16 protein-coding genes are annotated in these 17,335 nt (G+C 72.0%); 9 read left to right on the forward strand and 7 right to left on the reverse strand.

Going from position 1 to position 17,335, the window contains the following annotated elements; translation table 11 throughout:
* Positions 1–37: 37 nt before the first annotated feature.
* Positions 38–751 (forward strand): rhomboid family intramembrane serine protease, encoded by a 714-nt coding sequence (locus BLT43_RS04435; RefSeq protein ID WP_090110480.1) that lies wholly within the window; start codon positions 38–40, stop codon positions 749–751.
* Here the strand turns inward: BLT43_RS04435 and murJ are convergent.
* Genes murJ through BLT43_RS04450 form a run of 3 tightly spaced genes read right to left on the reverse strand, consistent with a single transcriptional unit; the run spans position 748 to position 6,291 of the window.
* The gene (gene murJ, locus BLT43_RS04440; protein WP_090110482.1) at positions 748–2,334 is read right to left on the reverse strand and encodes a murein biosynthesis integral membrane protein MurJ; all 1,587 of its coding nucleotides are present in this window, start codon (positions 2,332–2,334) and stop codon (positions 748–750) included. The two genes, BLT43_RS04435 and murJ, sit on opposite strands and share 4 nt — an antisense overlap.
* On the reverse strand, positions 2,331–5,147 hold the full coding sequence (locus BLT43_RS04445; protein ID WP_090110484.1) for a [protein-PII] uridylyltransferase: 2,817 nt from the start codon (positions 5,145–5,147) through the stop codon (positions 2,331–2,333). Before BLT43_RS04445 ends, murJ begins: the two co-directional genes overlap by 4 nt.
* Complete coding sequence (locus BLT43_RS04450; protein ID WP_165612558.1) at positions 5,107–6,291, reverse strand: penicillin-binding protein activator; 1,185 nt, start codon at positions 6,289–6,291, stop codon at positions 5,107–5,109. Before BLT43_RS04450 ends, BLT43_RS04445 begins: the two co-directional genes overlap by 41 nt.
* Positions 6,292–6,360: 69 nt before the next feature.
* On the opposite strand from BLT43_RS04450, the gene rsmI reads away from it, so the two are divergent.
* The 3 genes from rsmI (at position 6,361) to gshB (ending at position 9,052) form a co-directional block, all read left to right on the forward strand.
* On the forward strand, positions 6,361–7,257 hold the full coding sequence (gene rsmI / locus BLT43_RS04455) for a 16S rRNA (cytidine(1402)-2'-O)-methyltransferase (RefSeq protein WP_165612538.1): 897 nt from the start codon (positions 6,361–6,363) through the stop codon (positions 7,255–7,257).
* A gap of 385 nt (positions 7,258–7,642) precedes the next feature.
* The gene (locus BLT43_RS19305; protein WP_242652215.1) at positions 7,643–7,951 is read left to right on the forward strand and encodes a YraN family protein; all 309 of its coding nucleotides are present in this window, start codon (positions 7,643–7,645) and stop codon (positions 7,949–7,951) included.
* A 150-nt stretch (positions 7,952–8,101) separates the two neighbouring features.
* A complete protein-coding gene (gene gshB, locus BLT43_RS04465) occupies positions 8,102–9,052 on the forward strand; it encodes a glutathione synthase (RefSeq protein ID WP_090110487.1) in 951 nt (316 codons plus the stop codon).
* Positions 9,053–9,073: 21 nt separating this feature from the next.
* Here gshB and BLT43_RS04470 read toward each other — a convergent pair whose 3' ends face one another.
* From BLT43_RS04470 to cobU, 4 genes are all read right to left on the reverse strand, one after another.
* Positions 9,074–10,582, reverse strand: coding sequence for a YifB family Mg chelatase-like AAA ATPase (locus BLT43_RS04470; RefSeq protein WP_090110488.1), 1,509 nt, complete (start codon positions 10,580–10,582; stop codon positions 9,074–9,076).
* 40 nt (positions 10,583–10,622) lie between these two features.
* The gene (locus BLT43_RS04475; RefSeq protein WP_090110489.1) at positions 10,623–11,495 is read right to left on the reverse strand and encodes a glutathione S-transferase N-terminal domain-containing protein; all 873 of its coding nucleotides are present in this window, start codon (positions 11,493–11,495) and stop codon (positions 10,623–10,625) included.
* Positions 11,496–11,573: 78 nt separating this feature from the next.
* Positions 11,574–12,140: a histidine phosphatase family protein gene (locus BLT43_RS04480; protein WP_090110490.1), complete on the reverse strand. Its 567-nt coding sequence runs from the start codon at positions 12,138–12,140 to the stop codon at positions 11,574–11,576.
* Entirely contained in the window at positions 12,137–12,661 is a 525-nt protein-coding gene (gene cobU, locus BLT43_RS04485; RefSeq protein ID WP_090110491.1) for a bifunctional adenosylcobinamide kinase/adenosylcobinamide-phosphate guanylyltransferase, read from the reverse strand. Before cobU ends, BLT43_RS04480 begins: the two co-directional genes overlap by 4 nt.
* A gap of 112 nt (positions 12,662–12,773) precedes the next feature.
* Between cobU and BLT43_RS04490 the strand changes: the two genes are divergently transcribed.
* The 5 genes from BLT43_RS04490 to BLT43_RS04510 all read left to right on the forward strand — a co-directional run bounded on the left by BLT43_RS04490 (position 12,774) and on the right by BLT43_RS04510 (position 17,331).
* The gene (locus tag BLT43_RS04490) at positions 12,774–13,652 is read left to right on the forward strand and encodes an RNA polymerase factor sigma-32 (RefSeq protein WP_090110492.1); all 879 of its coding nucleotides are present in this window, start codon (positions 12,774–12,776) and stop codon (positions 13,650–13,652) included.
* 64 nt (positions 13,653–13,716) lie between these two features.
* A complete protein-coding gene (coaBC, locus tag BLT43_RS04495) occupies positions 13,717–14,940 on the forward strand; it encodes a bifunctional phosphopantothenoylcysteine decarboxylase/phosphopantothenate--cysteine ligase CoaBC (RefSeq protein ID WP_090110494.1) in 1,224 nt (407 codons plus the stop codon).
* Between the two features lie 9 nt (positions 14,941–14,949).
* On the forward strand, positions 14,950–15,426 hold the full coding sequence (gene dut / locus BLT43_RS04500; RefSeq protein ID WP_090111486.1) for a dUTP diphosphatase: 477 nt from the start codon (positions 14,950–14,952) through the stop codon (positions 15,424–15,426).
* Positions 15,423–16,469: a HesA/MoeB/ThiF family protein gene (locus BLT43_RS04505; RefSeq protein ID WP_090110496.1), complete on the forward strand. Its 1,047-nt coding sequence runs from the start codon at positions 15,423–15,425 to the stop codon at positions 16,467–16,469. The genes dut and BLT43_RS04505 overlap by 4 nt, the downstream gene beginning before the upstream one ends.
* Before the next feature lie 79 nt (positions 16,470–16,548).
* On the forward strand, positions 16,549–17,331 hold the full coding sequence (locus BLT43_RS04510) for a transporter substrate-binding domain-containing protein (RefSeq protein ID WP_090110497.1): 783 nt from the start codon (positions 16,549–16,551) through the stop codon (positions 17,329–17,331).
* The last annotated feature ends 4 nt before the right edge of the window (positions 17,332–17,335 follow it).

A 17,335-nucleotide genomic window follows, 5' to 3' on the forward strand; every position in this document is an offset into this window, starting at 1 on the left:
GCCATGCCCCCTGTCAAGGTCAACCGAAGGGACCCCCATGCGACCCCAGGGCTATTACGACCGTCCCGACCCGAACCACGCGCCGATCGAGGGGCCGTTCGGCACCATCCCGCCGCTGATCCTCGCGCTTGCCGCCGCCATGGCGGTGATCGAGGTGGCCTTCAGCCTCGGGGCGACCGGCCTCGTCGGCGGGCCGCAGGCGGTGGGCTGGCGGATCGCCGCGATCGAGGGCTGGAGCGTGGTGCCCGCCGCGCTCGACCGGCTCATGGTGCAGTGGGACTGGCCGGTCGCCGGGCGCTTCCTGGGCTATCCCTTCCTGCATCACGGGCCGGTGCACGCGATGTTCGCCATCGCGCTGTTGCTGGCGCTGGGCAAGTTCGTGGGCGAGGTGCTGCACCCGCTGTCGCTGGTGGTGCTGCTTGTGGCCTCGACCCTGGTCGGCGCGCTGGCCTACGGCCTGGGCGTCGGCGCGAACTACCCGCTGATCGGGGCCTACCCGATGGTCTACGGGCTGATCGGCGGCTTCACCTACCTGATGTGGCTCAAGATCGGCCGCGGCGGCGGCAACCGCCTGGCCGCCTTCCGGCTGATCGGCGTGCTGATGGCGCTGCAGCTGGTGTTCGGCCTCATGTTCGGCGGCGACCCGGCCTGGGTCGCGGACGCGGCGGGGTTCATAGCCGGCCTCGTGCTGTCGCCGCTGCTGGCGCCCGGGGGCGCCAGCGCGTTTCTCGAGCGGATGCGCGCGCGCTAGCGCCGCACCGCGCGGCGGAACTCCGACAGGCGGAACGCGCCGAGCATCTGGCCGAAGGCGAAGTAGCCGGCGATGCCGATCGCCACCAGCAGCGCCAGCGCCGCGTAGCGCACGGTCGCGGTGGCGAGGAACGGCCCGAGCAGCGCCGCCGCGCCCAGCAGCACCACCGCCATCAGCGCCGAGGCGCCGCAGATCCGCCACAGCCGGCGGCGGAAGCGGTCGTCCCACTCGGCCGCCGCACCCATGCCGCGCGAGCCGCGCCACAGCAGCACCACCATCGCCCAGCCCGCGAGCGTCGTGCCGAGGGCGGCGGCGATGAAGCCCACCACCGGCGCGAGGCCGATCGCCACGCCCGCGTTCACCACCATCGCGACCAGCGCGTAGCGGAACGGGCTCTTCGTGTCCTCGCGCGCGAAGAACAGCGGCTGCAGCGCCTTCTGCAGCACGAAGGCCGGCAGGCCGAGGCCGTAGACCGCCACCGCCAGCGCCGTGGCCATGGTGTCGTCGCTGTCGAAGGCGCCGCGCTCGAACAGCACCGAGACCAGCGGCACCGGGATCACCATCAGCGCCACGGCGGCCGGGATGGTCAGCGCGAGGCTCATCTCGGCGGCGCGGTTGAAGGCGTCGCGCCCGCCCGCCTCGTCGCCGGCGCGCAGCCGGCGCGAGAGATCGGGCAGCAGCACCACGCCGACGGCGATGCCGACCACGCCCAGCGGCAGCTGGTAGAGCCGGTCGGCGTAGTTGAGCCAGGCCACCGCGCCGTCGAAGAAGCTCGCCACCTGCCGGCCGACCAGCAGGTTGATCTGCACCACGCCGCCCGCCAGCGCCGCCGGTGCCGCGATCGCGGCGAGCTTCTTCAGCTCGGGCGTCATGCGCGGCCGCATCGGGCGCAGGTGGAAGCCCGCCCGCCGCGCCGCGATCCAGACGAGGCCGAGCTGCAGGACCCCCGCCAGCGGCACCGCGGCGGCCAGCGTGTCGCCGATCTCGAGCCGCAGCGCCTGGTCGATGCCGAGCCCGAGGCTCTGGGACGGGTCGCGCCCGAGCGCCGCGCCGACCAGCACCGCGGCGATGAAGATCACGTTCAGAAGCACCGGCGCGGCGGCGGCGGCCATGAAGCGTCCCGTGGCGTTCAGCACGCCCGAGACCAGCGCCGCCAGCGAGATGAACAGGATGTAGGGGAAGGCGAGGCGGCCATACTCGACCGCGAGGTCGAAGCGCTCGTCCTCGGCGAAACCCGAGGCCATCGCGAAGACCAGCCCCGGCATGGCGAGGATGCCGATCACGGTGAAGATCGTGAGCAGGAAGGCCATGCCGGCGAAGGCCTCCTGCGCGAAGCGCTCGGCGTCCTCGCCCGCCTCGACCTTCTTCGAGAACATCGGCACGAAGGCCATGTTGAACGCGCCCTCGGCGAAGAAGCGGCGGAACATGTTGGGCAGCGAGAAGGCCACGAGGAAGGCCTCGGCCACCGGGCCCGCGCCCAGATAGCCCGCGATCATGATGTCGCGGGCGAAGCCGAAGACGCGCGAGAGCAGGGTCCAGACACCGACAGTGAGAAAGCCCTGGACGAGCCGGATCGGCTTCAAGACAGCGCCCTCCGCGCACCCGCCTCGATCGCCTCGCGCAGCCGGCGCTCCAGCGCGCGCTGCTTGGTCTCGGAATGGTATTTCAACCCGAACATGTCCTTCACGTAGAATGTATCGACCGCCTGCTCGCCATAGGTCGCGATGACGGCGGAGGAAATGTAGACGTTGGAGGAGGCCAGCGTCCGGGTCAGGTCGTAGAGCAGGCCCGGCCGGTCGCGCGTGTCGACCTCGATGATGGTGAAGATGTCGGAGCCCTCGTTGTCGAAGGTGATCGAGGTCGGCACCCGGAAGGCGCGCTCGCGCTTGCGGATCTTGTCGCGGCTCTTGATCGCGTCGCGCGCCACCACCTCGCCGCGCAGGGTCTTGCCGATCATCTCCTTGAGCCGGGGCAGGCGCTCTTCCTCGTAGGGGTGGCCCTCGGCGTCCTGCACCCAGAACACCGCCGTGCACATCCCGTCCTTGGCGGTGTAGGTGCGCGCGTCGACGATGTTGGCGCCGACCAGCGCCAGCGCCCCGGTGAGCCGCGAGAACAGCCCCGGATGGTCGGTGGTGGCAAAGCTCACCCGGGTCGCGTCGCGGTCGGCGTCGGGCTTGAGGTCGGTGCGGATGTCGTCGGCCTCGAGCCCGCGCAGCAGCTGCGCGAAGAGCACGTGGCTGTCCTGCGGCAGGCCCTGCCAGTAGGGCCCGTAATGCCGCCCCGTCTCGGCCCGGACCTCGGCGGCGGGCCAGTCCGACAGCGCCGCGCGCAGGGCCCGCTTGGCCTCGGTCTCGCGCGAGCCGCGGCTCAGATCCTCGAGGCCGTTGGCAAGCGCATGCGCGGTCGCGGCGTAGAGGTTGCGCAGCAGCATCGCCTTCCAGTTGTTCCAGGTGCCGGGGCCGACGCCGCGGATGTCGCAGACCGTGAGCACGCAGAGCAGGTCGAGCCGCTCCTTGGTCTTCACCGCGCGGGCGAAGTCGCGCACCGTGCGCGGCTCGGCGATGTCGCGCTTCTGCGCCATGTCCGACATCAGCAGGTGGTGGCGCACCAGCCATTCGACCGTGTCGCTGTCCTTGCGCGACAGCCCCAGCCGCGGCGCGACCCGCCGCGCGATCTGCGCGCCGAGCACGGAATGGTCCTCGTCGCGGCCCTTGCCGATGTCGTGCAGAAGCAGCGCCACGTAGAGCACCTTGCGGTTCACCCCGGCCTTGAGGATGCCCGAGGCCACCGGCAGCTCCTCGACCAGCTCCTCGCGCTCGATCTGCGCCAGCGTGCTGATGCATTGGATGGTGTGCTCGTCCACCGTGTAGTGGTGGTACATGTTGAACTGCATCATCGCGACGATCGGCGCGAATTCGGGCAGGAAGGCCGACAGCACGCCGAGCTCGTTCATCCTTCTCAGTGCCCGCTCGGGGTTGCCGTGCTTGAGCAGCAGGTCGAGGAAGATGCGGTTGGCCTCGCGGTTCTCGCGCAGCGTCGCGTCGATCAGCTGCAGGTTGGCGGCCACCATCCGCATCGCGTCCGGGTGCAGCAGGTGGCCGGTGCGCAGGCTCTCGTCGAAGATCCGCAGAAGGTTCAGCGGGTCCGACAGGAAGGTCGCCTCGTCGCCGATGTCGAGCCGGTTCTGGGTGATCTTGTAGGGCGCGCGGGCGCGCCGGCGCCGCGCGAAGAGCCGGGTCAGCATCGGCTCGGATTTCAGATGCGTCGCCTCCTGCGCGGTCAGGAAGATGCGGCTCAGCTCGCCCACCCGCGTGGCATGGCGGAAGTAGTCCTGCATGAAATGCTCGACCGCGCGGCGACCGCCGCCGTCGAGATAGCCCATGCGCTCGGCCACCTCGACCTGCATGTCGAAGGTGAGCTGGTCCATCGCCCGGCCGGTGATCAGGTGCAGGTGGCAGCGCACCGCCCAGAGGAAATCCTCGGCACGGGCGAACTCGGAGAATTCCTCCTCGGTGAAGACGCCCTCGGTGACCAGCTCGGCCGCCTCGCGCACGTCGTAGACATACTTGCCGATCCAGTAGAGCGACTGCAGGTCGCGCAGGCCGCCCTTGCCCTCCTTGACGTTGGGCTCGACCACGTAGCGCTGGCCGCCCTGCTTGACGTGCCGCGCGTCGCGCTCGGCGAGCTTGGCCTCGATGAAGGCGGCCTTGGTGGTGCGGAACAGCTCGGAGCGCAGCCGCTCGCGCAGGCTTTCGGCGAGCGCCGTGTCGCCGTCGAGATGGCGGCATTCGAGCAGCGCGGTGCGGATGGTGTGATCCTCCCGCGCCAGCCGCAGGCAGTCCTTCACGGTGCGGCTGGCATGGCCGACCTTCAGCCGCAGGTCCCACAGCATGTAGAGCATCGATTCGATGACGCTCTCGGCCCAGGGGGTGATCTTCCACGGCGTCAGGAACAGCAGGTCGACATCCGATTGCGGCGCCATCTCGCCGCGCCCGTAGCCGCCCACGGCCAGCAGCGACAGCCGCTCGCCCTCGGTCGGGTTGGGCAGCGGGTGCATCCGCAGCGCCACCTCGTAGCAGGCGGTGACGATCCGGTCGGTGAGCCAGGCGTAGGAGCGGGTCACCGGGCGGGCGGCGAAGGGGCGGTTGGCGAAGGCCTCGGCGATCGCGGCATGGCCGGCCTTGCGCGCCGCGCCGAGGCACTGCACCACGGCGCGCCGCGCGGCCATCGCGTCCTCGGCCCGCTCCAGGTCGGCCGCCAGCGCGGCGGCGATCCGGGTGGCGTCGAATATGTCGCGCGCCGGAAGGATCAGATCCTCCGGCGCGTCGGTCGGTTCGAGATTCAGCGTGGGCCGGTCAGAAACCGGCGCCGCGGAAGCTTGCGGGTGCGGGGTCAAGAATCACCACCTGGTTGTTGCGGATCGTGGCCACCGCGAGACCGCGCTGGTTGGTGCCGTCGGGCCGCAGCCGGAAGATGCCGGAGGTGCCGCTGAAGCCCTGGGTCTGGGTCAGGGCGCCGCGGGTCAGCGCATCGGCCCGGCCCGAGGCGGTCAGCGCGCCGATCGCGGCGATGCCGTCATAGGCGAGCCCGGCCAGCGGGTGCGGCTGGGCGCCGTAGGTCGCGGCGTAGCGCTGCTCGAAGGCACCGGCGCGGCCACGGTCGGGCACGGCGAAGAGGCCGCTCTGCAGACCCGGCAGCGCCAGCGCCTGAGGCGCCGCGTCCCAGCGGGTCAGGCCCAGCATCCGCGCCTCGTCGGGGGTCAGGCCGAGATCGTTCAGCGCGGTGGCGAGGATCGGCAGCTCGGCATTGACGCCGGCGGTGGTGAAGACGCCGGTCGCGCCCGCCTCGCGCGTCGTCTGCGCGATCTGCGGCGCCGCCGCCTGCACGCCGGGCTGGGTGAGCTCGTAGCCCTCGGTGCCGGCCACGGCCGCGCCGGCGCGGTTGACGGCGTTGACGATCGCGTCGCGCCCGATCGCGCCCTGCAGGTCGTTGCCATGCGCCACCACGTAGCGCTGGATGCCGTTGCGCATGCCGTACTGCACCAGCCGGTCGGCGGTGTCGGCGAAGGTCTGGCCGAGGATGAAGACGTTGCCGCCGGCGATGGTCGGGTTGTTCGAGAAGGCCAGAACGTTCACGCCCTGGTTGGCCACCGCCACGCCCGCGGCGTTGGCGGCCTCGGCGTAGAGCGGCCCGAGAATGATCTGCGCGCCCTCGGCCACGGCGGTCTGCGCGGCCTGCGCCGCCTGCGACGGGTTGCCGGCGGTGGCGTAGGTCTGCAGCTCGATCTCGGCGCCCGACAGGTCGGCGATCGCCAGCCGCGCCGCGTTCTCGAGGTTGGAGGCCAGCAGCGCGTCGCTGGAGGAGCCCGAGCCCTCGGGCACCAGCAGCGCGACCTTCACCGGCGCGTCGGGCTCGACCCGCGCGGCGTCGGAGACCGGGCCGCCGGTGGCCATCGGCTCGCAGGCGGCGAGCCAGGCCAGCGACAGGAAGGCGAGGAGACGGGCCACAGCCTTGCGGGGCTGCGGCAAACGGGCGAACATGGACATCTGGTACTCCGACGGGCAAGGCGGGTTCGCAGGCAATCATAAACCGGGGCGACGAGGGGTCCAGTGACGAATTTCGAGACGAAGCCCGTTTCCGCCGGTCTGCATTTCGTGGCGACCCCGATCGGTTCGGCGCGCGACATCACGCTGCGCGCGCTCGACCTTCTGGCCGGGGCCGACGCGCTGGCGGCCGAGGACACGCGCACGCTGCGCAAGCTGATGGAAATCCACGGCGTGCCGCTGAACGGCCGGCCGCTTCTGGCCTATCACGACCATTCCGGCGCGCAGGACCGGGCGCGGGTGCTGTCGGTGCTCGAGCGCGGCGGCTCGGTCGCCTATGTCTCCGAGGCCGGCACGCCGCTGATCGCCGATCCGGGCTACGCGCTGGGCCGCGCCGCAATCGCCGCCGGCCACCGGGTCTTCGCCGCGCCGGGCGCCTCGGCCGTGCTGGCGGCGCTGGCGGTGTCGGGCCTGCCGACCGACCGCTTCGCCTTCGCGGGCTTCCTGCCGCCCGCCAAGACCCAGCGCGAGACCGAGATCGCCGCGCTCAGGTCGCTGCCCTTCACGCTGGTGCTCTACGAGAGCCCAAAACGCGTTCACGAGTTGTTAGCCTCCTTGCGCGATATTCTGGGCGTGGGCCGGCCCGTGGTGCTGTGCCGCGAACTGACCAAGCGGTTCGAGGAGGTGATCCGCGGCAGCGCGGCCGAGGTCTGCGATGCCATCGAGGGGCGGACCCTGAAGGGCGAGATCGTGGTGCTGGTCGGCCGGGCCGAGAGCGAGGAGGTGACCGGCGACGATCTCGACAGCGCGCTGCGCGAGGCGATGAAGACGATGCGCGTGAAGGACGCCGCCACCGCGGTGGCGGGCGCGCTGGGCCTGCCGCGGCGCGAAGTGTACCAGGCCGCGCTGGCGCTCTCCGCCGGGGCGGGGGAGAGACGCGATGCAGATGGAGATGACGCTTGAGGCGGTAAGCCCGCCGCGCGCCCCGGCGCGCAGGCGACGAAGATCGCCGTCCCGCGGTGGCACATATGAGGCCGAAGGGCAGCTCTGCCTCGGGCTCTTCGGCGACCTGAAGGGCGGGACAGTCGAGAACGGGCAGGGGGCGGCTCCTTCGGGGCCGGCCCGACCCTTCCGTCAATCCGGCTCTGCCTCGAACGCCCGGCTCGGGCCTGCGAAGCCCGGCGCGCCGGGCAAGTCCGATGGCCGGGCGAGGCGCGGGGCGAAGGCGCTTCCGAATACCCCGCTGGCGTCAACCGACGCAGCACCGCAGGCGGCCAGTGATCCCGCGGCCCGCCGCGCCGAGCGGGGGCGCAGGGGTTACCTCGCCGGTCTCGCCGCCGAGGAGGCGGTGGCGCGGCACTACGCCCGAAGCGGCCGCGCGCCGGCGCACCGGCGCTGGCGCGGACCGAGCGGCGAGATCGACCTCGTGCTGCGCGAAGGCCCACGCGTCGTCTTCGTCGAGGTGAAGGCCAGCCGCAGCTTCGACGCCGCCATCGCCCATCTCGGCCCGCGCCAAGCCCGCCGCATCCGCCGCTCGGCCGCCGCCTTCTGCGAAGGCGAGCCCGCCGGGGTGCTGACCGAGATGCGCTTCGACCTCGCGCTCGTCAACCGCCACGGCGCGGTCCGCGTGATCGAGAACGCCTTCGGTCACGACTGAACCCTGCAAGCGGCCGGGGGCGGCAGCGCGGCGTCGGAGATCGGCCAGAGGCGCGCCCGGCTGTGCGCCGGGGCGCAGCGCCCCCGCATTGCGTAGACGGGTCGCTTGCGTCATGGATCGTCCGACCGCATCCAAGCGAAAGACGCCCCCATGTCGCCCAAGGCCCTGAAAGTCGCTCTCCAGATGGACCCGATCGGTGCCGTCAACATCGACGCCGACACCACCTTCCGCATCGGCGAGGAGGCGCAGGCGCGCGGCCACGAGCTGTTCTACTACACCCCCGACCGGATCGCCTTCCAGGAAGGCCGCGTGACCGCGCGCGGCTGGCCGCTGGAGCTGCGCCGCGAGAAGGGCAACCACTTCACCCTGGGCGAAGAGCGCGAGATCGACCTGTCGGAGATGGACGTGGTCTGGCTGCGCCAGGACCCGCCCTTCGACATGAGCTACATCACCATCACCCACCTGCTGGACATGATCCACCCCAAGACGCTGGTGGTGAACGACCCGTTCTGGGTGCGCAACTACCCCGAGAAGCTCCTGGTGCTGAACTTCCCGGATCTGACGCCGCCCACCGCCATCGCCCGCGATCTCGCCACGCTGCGCGCCTTCCGCGACCGGCATGGCGACATCATCCTCAAACCGCTCTACGGCAATGGCGGCGCGGGGGTGTTCAAGCTGCATTCGCAGGACGGCAACCTCGCCTCGCTGCACGAGATGTTCACCGGCATCTCGCGCGAGCCGCTGATCGTGCAGAAATACCTGCCCGCCGTGACCAAGGGCGACAAGCGCGTCATCCTGATCGACGGCGAGCCGGTCGGCGCGATCAACCGCGTGCCCGCCAAGGGCGAGACCCGCTCGAACATGCATGTCGGCGGCCGCCCCGAGAAGGTCGAACTGACCGCGCGCGACCGCGAGATCTGCGCCGCGATCGGGCCGCTTCTGAAGGAGAAGGGCCAGATCCTCGTCGGCATCGACGTGATCGGCGACTGGCTGACCGAGATCAACGTGACCTCGCCCACCGGCATCCAGGAACTCGAGCGCTTCGACGGCGTCAACGTCGCCGCGAAGATCTGGGAAGCGATCGAGGCGCGGCGCGGCTAGGCCTCGCGCCGGAGGCGTGGCTCAAGCCTCGCGCCCCAGCGCCAGCCGGTAGCCCACGGCCTCGGCCACATGCGGGCGGCGCACCGTTTCCGATCCGTCGAGATCGGCGATGGTGCGCGCCACCCGCAGCACCCGGTGATAGCCCCGCGCCGAGAGGCCGAACCGCTCGGCCACCCGGCCCAGCAGGGCGCGGCCCTCCGCGTCGGGCGTCGCCACCTCCTCTAGCAATTGCCCTTCCGCGTCGGCGTTGACCCACGCCGTCGTGCCCTCGTAGCGCGCCGCCTGCGCCGCGCGCGCCGTCTCGACCCGGCCGGCCACCTCGGCCGAACCCTCGGGCGGGTCGGGCAGGTCGAGATCGGTGAAGGCCACGGGCGGCACCTCGACGCGCAGGTCGATCCGGTCCATCAGCGGGCCGGAGATGCGGCGGAGATACTCCTCGCCGCAGGCCGGCGCGCGGGCGCAGGCGCGGGCCGGGTCCGACAGGTAGCCGCAGCGGCAGGGGTTGGCGGCGGCGATCAGCAGGAAGCGGCAGGGGTAGCGCAGATGCGCGTTGGCGCGCGCCACCACCACCTCGCCGGTCTCGATCGGCTGGCGCAGCGTCTCGAGCACGGCACGCGGGAACTCGGGCAGCTCGTCGAGGAACAGCACGCCGTTATGCGCAAGGCTGATCTCGCCCGGCTTCGCGCCGCGCCCGCCGCCGGCGATGGCGGCGATCGAGGCGGTGTGGTGCGGCTCGCGGAAGGGGCGCGCCCGGTTGATCCCGCCCTCGGTCAGAAGCCCCGAGATCGAGTGGATCATCGAGGTTTCCAGCGCCTCGAGCGGCGAGAGCGGCGGCAGCAGACCGGGGATGCGCGCGGCCAGCATCGACTTGCCCGAACCGGGCGGCCCCACCAGCAGCAGGTGATGCCGCCCGGCGGCGGCGATCTCGAGCGCGCGCTTGGCGCGCTCCTGCCCCTTCACGTCGCGCAGGTCGCGCGGCCGGTCGGGCGGGGCGGCGAGGCCGGCCTGTGCCGGCGGCAGCGGGTCGCCGGTGAAGTGGCGGATGGCGCGGGCGAGGCTGCCCGGCGCGATCACCTCCACCGCCTCGACCCAGGCGGCCTCGGCGCCGCAGGCGGCGGGGCAGAGCAGGCGGCGCCCCTCCTCGGCGGCGGCCATGGCGGCGGGCAGGGCGCCGATCACCGGCACCAGATCGCCCGAGAGCGACAGCTCGCCCAGCGCCACGGTGGCGGCCACGTCGTCCTCGGGCAGCACCTCGATCGCCGCCAGCAGCGAAAGCGCGATCGGCAGGTCGAAATGCGAGCCCTCCTTCGGCAGGTCGGCGGGCGAGAGGTTGATCGTGATCTTCTTCGACGGCAGCGCGATGGCCAGCGCCGCCAGCGCCGCGCGCACCCGTTCGCGCGCCTCGCTCACCGCCTTGTCGGGCAGGCCGACGATGGCGAAGCCGGGCAGGCCGGGCGTGACCGCGCACTGCACCTCGACCAGCCGCGCCTCGACCCCTTCGAAGGCCACCGTGTAGGCCCGCGCCACCATTGCCGCCCCTCCCTGTCCCGCAGGCTGGGGCGGCAATGGTTTAGGATTGGTAAACGGCCATGAAGGCGGGCCAGGCCTCGGCATCGGCCACGGTCTTGTCGCGGCAGCCGGCGTTGCAGAAGCCGAAGACCCGCCCGCCGATCTCGGCGAGATGGGTCGTGGGCTTGCCCGAATAGGGGCAGGCGGCGTTCTCGGGCGTGCCGTCCTCGACCGCGCGGGCGGGCAGGGGGGCGGGCCCGGGCCACGCGACCTGCGGCAGGCCCTGCGCATAGGGCATCGGGTCGTAGCGCTTCGTCAGGCCCAGCGCGCGCCAGCGGCGCAAGTCGGGCCGGGCGAGATGGGCGGCGACGTAGTCGCGCGCGGCCGCGCCCACCGGCAGGCCGTAGGTGGCGATCCGCGCCGCGACGGGGGCGTAGAACACGTCGGCGAGCGACCATTCGCCGAACAGCCACGGGCCGTCCGCGCCGTGCCGCTCGCGCGCCGTGGCCCAGAGCGTCTCGATCCGCGCGAGATCGGCCAGCACCGCTTCGGAGGGCGCGAAGCCGTCCCAGCCATGCGCCAGCATCATCGGGCAGTCGCCGCGCAACGCGTTGAAGCCCGCATGCATCTCGGCCACGAGCCAGCGCGCCAGCGCCCGCGCCGCCGGATCGCGCGGCCAGAGCGCGATCTCGGGGTGCCGCTCGGCCAGCGTCTCGGCGATGGCGAGGCTGTCGGCCACCACGATCCCGTCGGGGGTGCGCATCGCAGGGACCTGCCGGGCCGGGGCGAAGGGGACGAGGTCGGCGGCCAGCGTGCCGGAATAGAGCCCGGCCTCGTGCAGCCGCACCGGCAGGCCGAAGCTTTCGAAGGCAAGCCAGCCGCGCAGCGACCAGCTCGAGAACAGCCGGTCGCCGATGATCAGGTCGTAAGTCATTCTTGTCGCTCCGCAGGGTCGCGCGGAGCTAGCCACGGTTCGCGCGGATTGGCCAACGCCGTTTCGTGACGGCCGCCATCACGGCAGGTGATTGATCGTGGCGGCGCGCCAGTTTCCGCCCTCGCGCGCGATCCGGGTCAGAGAGAGCGGCTCGATCCGGTGGCCGAAGACCTCGTGGGCGGTGCAGCCCAGCGCGCGCTGGAGCTGGGTGAGGATCACCCCGAAATGCGCGACCACGATCAGGTCTCCGCCGGTCCAGAGCCGGTCGATCGCGGCGTCGCAACGGGCGCGCAGCGCGTTCCAGCTTTCGCCGTTCGGGGGCGCGATGTCGCCGGGGCGGTCCCAGAAGGCGCGGATGTGGTCGGGCGCCTCGGCCTCGATCTCGTCATGGCGCTTCAGCTCCCACGCGCCGAAATGGATCTCGCGCAGGTCCGGCTCGTGCGGCAGGCGCGGCCGGCCGCCCGTCACCGCGTCGGCCGTGCGCACCGCGCGGTCGAGATCCGAGGACACCACCGGCGCCTCGGGCAGCGCGCCGGCGAGCCGCGCCACGGCCGCCGCGTCGGACAGGTCGGCCGGCAGGTCGGACCAGCCGCACATGCCCTTGGCATGGGTCGGCCCGTGCCGGATCAGCCATAGCGCGCTCATGGCAGCTCTCCCTTCAGCGCCAGCGGCAGCCCGGCCATCACCGCGACGACCCGGTCGGCCCGCGCCGCCAGACGCCGGTTCAGACCGCCCTGCGCCGCGCGGAAGCGCCGCGCCAGCGCGTTGTCGGGCACGATCCCGGCGCCCACCTCGTTCGAGACCACGACGACCGGCACCGCGCAGGCCTCGATCGCCGCGATGAGCCCGGCCTCGGCGGCGGCGAGGTCGGCCTCGGCGAGGATCAGGTTCGACAGCCACAGCGTCGCGCAGTCGATCAGCGCGATTTCGCCGGCCCGCAGGCCGGACAATGCCGATCCGGGGTCAAGCGGCGCCTCGACCGTGCGCCAGCCCGCCCCGCGCGCGGCGCGGTGGCGGGCGATCTTTTCTGTCATCTCGTGATCGAAGGCCTGTGCGGTGGCGATATAGACCGGTGCCCGAGCCGCCTTGAGAACAAGGGATTCCGCGTAATCCGACTTGCCCGAGGCGGCGCCGCCTAGAACCAGCGTGAAATTCTGCAAGGTCATGGGCGAAACTTTCTGAGGGGGGGCGGCGTTGGCAGGGCACATGAAAGGTGACTAGCAGGCCGCCCGGCCATGGCAAGCGCACCGACCTCTTTGAAGTCCCGGGGACGATGACATGGCTTTTGACGGATTTGCGGACCAGACCATGACCCGCAACGCGATGCGGGCCGAATTGCTGGACGCCGAGACCGAGCTCAGGCTCGCCTATGCGTGGCGCGACCAGCGCTGCGAGAAATCTCTGCACCGACTGATCACCGCCTACATGCGGCTCGCCATCTCGATGGCGTCGAAGTTCCGCCGCTACGGCGCGCCGATGAACGACCTCATTCAGGAGGCCTCCCTCGGCCTCATGAAGGCGGCCGACAAGTTTGACCCGGACCGGGGCGTGCGCTTCTCCACCTACGCGGTGTGGTGGATCAAGGCCTCGATCCAGGACTACGTGATGCGCAACTGGTCGATGGTGCGCACCGGCTCGACCTCTTCCCAGAAATCGCTGTTCTTCAACATGCGCCGCGTGCAGGCCCGGATCGAGCGCGAGGCCGCGGCCGAGGGGCGGGAGCTCGACGGCGCGACGCTGCGGAAGATGATCGCCAAGGAGGTGGGCGTGCCGCTCGCCGACGTGGAGATGATGGAAGGGCGGCTCTCGGGCTCCGACTTCTCGCTCAACGCCACGCAATCCTCCGAGGAGGAGGGGCGCGAATGGATCGAGGCGCTCGAGGATGACGGGCTGCAGGCCGCCGAGCTGGTGCAGAACAGCCACGACACCGAGATGCTGCGCCAGTGGCTGCTGAACGCGCTGTCGGCGCTCAACGCCCGCGAGCAGTTCATCGTCCGCGAGCGCAAGCTGCGCGACGAGCCGCGCACGCTGGAGAGCCTCGGCGACGAGCTGGGCCTGTCCAAGGAGCGCGTCCGCCAGCTCGAGGCCGCCGCCTTCGGCAAGATGCGCAAGAGCCTCGAGGGCCAGTCGCGCGAGGTGCTGGGCTTCTTCGGCTGAGCCGAGATTGCCCCCGGCCGATCAAGCGCATAGGGTCGCCCCGCATGAACTGCGGGGCGTTTCCGTGTCTCACATCCTCCTGATCATCGGCGGCGGCATCGCGGCCTACAAGTCGCTCGAGCTGATCCGCCTGCTCACCAAGGCCGGGCACGAGGTCACGCCGGTGATGACCGAAAGCGCCGGGCAGTTCGTCACGCCGCTCTCCGTCTCGGCGCTGGCCGGCAAGAAGGTGCACGAAGCGCTGTTCGACCTCACCGCCGAGGCCGAGATGGGCCATATCCAGCTCTCGCGCGTGGCCGACCTTCTTGTCGTCGCGCCCGCCACGGCCGACATGATGGCCAAGATGGCGCAGGGCCGGGCCTCCGACCTCGCCTCGACGCTGCTTCTGGCGACCGACACGCCGGTGATGATCGCCCCCGCCATGAACGTGCGGATGTGGCTGCACCCGGCGACGCAGCGCAACCTCGCCACGCTTCAGGGCGACGGCGTCGCGGTGGTCGGGCCGGACGAGGGCGACATGGCCTGCGGCGAATACGGCCCCGGACGGATGGCCGAACCGCAGGCGATCTTCGAGGCGATCGAGGCCGCGCTCGACCCGGGCGCGAAGCCGCTCGCCGGGCGGCACGTGCTGGTCACGTCCGGCCCCACCCACGAGCCGATCGATCCGGTGCGCTACATCGCCAACCGCTCCTCGGGGGCGCAAGGGACCGCGCTGGCCGAGGCGCTGGTGGATCTGGGCGCGCGCGTCACCTTCGTCACCGGCCCGGCCAGCGCGCCGATGCCGAAAGGGGCGCATGTCGTGCCGGTCGAGACCGCGGCCGAAATGCGCGACGCGGTCGCCGCGGCGCTGCCCGCCGACGCCGCGATCTTCGCCGCCGCCGTGGCCGACTGGCGGGTCGAGAGCGGGTCGGACCGCAAGATCAAGAAGCAGGACGGCGCGCTGCCCGAACTGCGTCTGGCCGAAAACCCCGACATCCTCGCCGGGGTGGCGCGCATGGCCGAGGGGCGGCCGCGCCTCGTGGTGGGCTTCGCCGCCGAAACCCATGACGTCACCGCCAACGCCACCGCCAAGCGCGCCCGCAAGGGCTGCGACTGGATCGTCGCCAACGACGTCTCGCCCGGCACCGGCATCATGGGCGGATCCGAGAACGCGGTGACGCTGATCACCGCGACCGGGTCCGAGGACTGGCCGCGCATGGGCAAGGCCGATGTGGCCCGGCGGCTCGCGCAGCGGCTGGCCGAGGCGTTGGCAAACGAGGACGGGACCGCCTCCGGCGGGAGTATTTGAGGAGTGAAGATGCCCGGGACCGCGACCCTGCGGCTGTGCTGGACCGATACGGCCGACCGCGACCTGCCGCTGCCCGCCTACCAGACCGCCGGCGCGGCGGGGGCCGATCTCGTCGCCAATCTCGACCCCGCCGACCGCGAGAGCGGCATCGCGCTCGCGCCCGGCGCGCGGGCGCTGGTGCCGACCGGTCTGCGCGTCGCGGTGCCCGAGGGCCATGAGCTGCAGATCCGGCCGCGCTCGGGGCTGGCGCTGAAGCACGGCATCACCTTCCCCAACAGCCCCGGCACCATCGACAGCGACTATCGCGGGCCGCTGGGCGTGATCGTGATGAATGCCGGGCAGGAGAGCTTCACCGTGACCCATGGCATGCGGATCGCGCAGGCGGTGCTGGCGCCGGTCACGCGCGCGGCCTTCGTCACGGTCGAGAGCCTCGACGAGACGCCGCGCGGCGCGGGCGGCTTCGGCTCGACCGGGGGGATCGCGTGATCCTCGTCGGCGTCATGGCCGCGGCGCTGTGGGGCATCGGCGCGCTGACCGGCGCGCCGCGCGCGGCGCGGCTCAACATGATCGGCCTCTTGATGGTCGCGGTGATCGCCGGCCACCTGATCCTGCCCGACGGCCACCCGCTGCGCGAGGCGACGGGCGGCGAGGCGGCCTTCTGGGTGCTGCTCTTGGCGCTGGGCGCGCTGGTCTGGCTCTACACCCGGGGGCTCGCGCTCCTGAAGAAGCGCGCCGCGCCGAAGGCGCCGGACGCGCCCGCGCGCAAGGGGTTCTCCGAGACCGAGCTGACCCGCTACGCCCGCCACATCGCCCTGCGCGAGATCGGCGGGCCGGGGCAGGGGGCGCTGCGCCGCGCGCGCGTGCTGGTGGTCGGCGCCGGCGGGCTGGGCTGCCCGGCGCTCACCTACCTCGCGGCCTCGGGCGTCGGCACCATCGGCGTGATCGACCACGACACCGTCGATCTCAGCAATCTCGGCCGGCAGGTGCTCTACGACGAGGGGCAGATCGGCATGCCCAAGGTCCACGCCGCCGCCGAGAAGCTGCGCGCGCAGAACCCGCATGTCGAGATCCGGCCCTACGAGCGGCGCCTGACAAGCGAGATCGCGCAGGAGCTCTTCGGCGACTACGACCTCGTGCTCGACGGCTGCGACGACTTCGGCACCCGCGCCGTCGTCAACCAGGCCGCCGTGGCCACCGGCACGCCGCTGATCGCCGCCGCGCTGACCCAGTGGGAGGGGCAGATCTCGCTCTACCACCCGGCGAAGGGCGCGCCCTGCTGGAGCTGCGTCTTCCCCGAGCGGCCCGACCCGGCGCTGGTCCCCGCCTGCGCCGAGGCGGGAGTGCTCGGGCCGCTGCCCGGCGTGCTCGGCGCGATGATGGCGGCCGAGGCGGTCAAGCATCTGACCGGGGCGGGCGAGACCCTCGCCGGGCGGCTGGTGATCCACGACACGCTCTACGCCGAGACCCGCAGCGTGAAGCTCGCGCGCCGCGCCGGCTGCCCGGTCTGCGGCGAGGTGAACACCGCCTGACGCTTGCGTCGCGGGGCCGGCGTCGCATAGTGACGGGCGACGCCCTCGATCCCTGACCCGAGCCCGGAAGGACCTTCCCATGACCCGCAGCCCGATCCTCGCCGCCGCCCTGCTCGCCGCGCTGCCCGCCGCCGCGCAGGACCTGCCCGATCTCGGTGGCCGCGAGGTCGTCGTGGCGGTCGAGAACGCCTACCCGCCGCTGCAGTTCCTCGACGCCGAGGGCGCGGCCGTCGGCTGGGAATACGACGCCGTGGCTGAGATGGCCGAGCGGCTGAACTTCGAGCCGGTCTGGGAGGTGATGTCCTGGGACGCCACCATCCCCGCCGTGGCCGAGGGGCAGGTCGACATGGCGATGAACGGCATCACCATCCGCGAGGACCGCGCCGAGGTGGTCGACTTCTCCGCCCCCTACATGACCAGCGAGATGGTCATGCTGGTGCGCGGCGACGAGGAGCGCTTCGCCGATGCCGCGGGCTTCGCCGCCGACGAGGACCTGCTGATGGCGGCGCAGCCCGGCACCACGCCGTTCTACGTGGGCGTCTACGAGGTGCTCGACGGCGACGAGGCCAACCCGCGCATCCAGATGTTCGAGACCTTCGGCGCGGGCGTGCAGGCGCTGCGCGCGGGCGATGTCGACCTCGTCCTGACCGACAGCACCGCGGGCGAGGGCTACGTCTCGGCCTCCGACGGCGCGCTGAAGATCGTCGGCGAGAAGCTCGGCACCGAGGAGTTCGGCTTCATCTTTCCGCAGGACAGCGATCTGGTCGGCGCGGTCGATGCCGCCATCGCCGCGATGCGGGCCGACGGCACGCTCGTGGCGCTGAACACCAAGTGGTTCCTCGACTACAAGATGGGCGAGTGAGCCG

Origin of the sequence: Limimaricola pyoseonensis, assembly GCF_900102015.1 — a bacterium.
Classification (GTDB): Bacteria; Pseudomonadota; Alphaproteobacteria; order Rhodobacterales; family Rhodobacteraceae; genus Limimaricola; species Limimaricola pyoseonensis.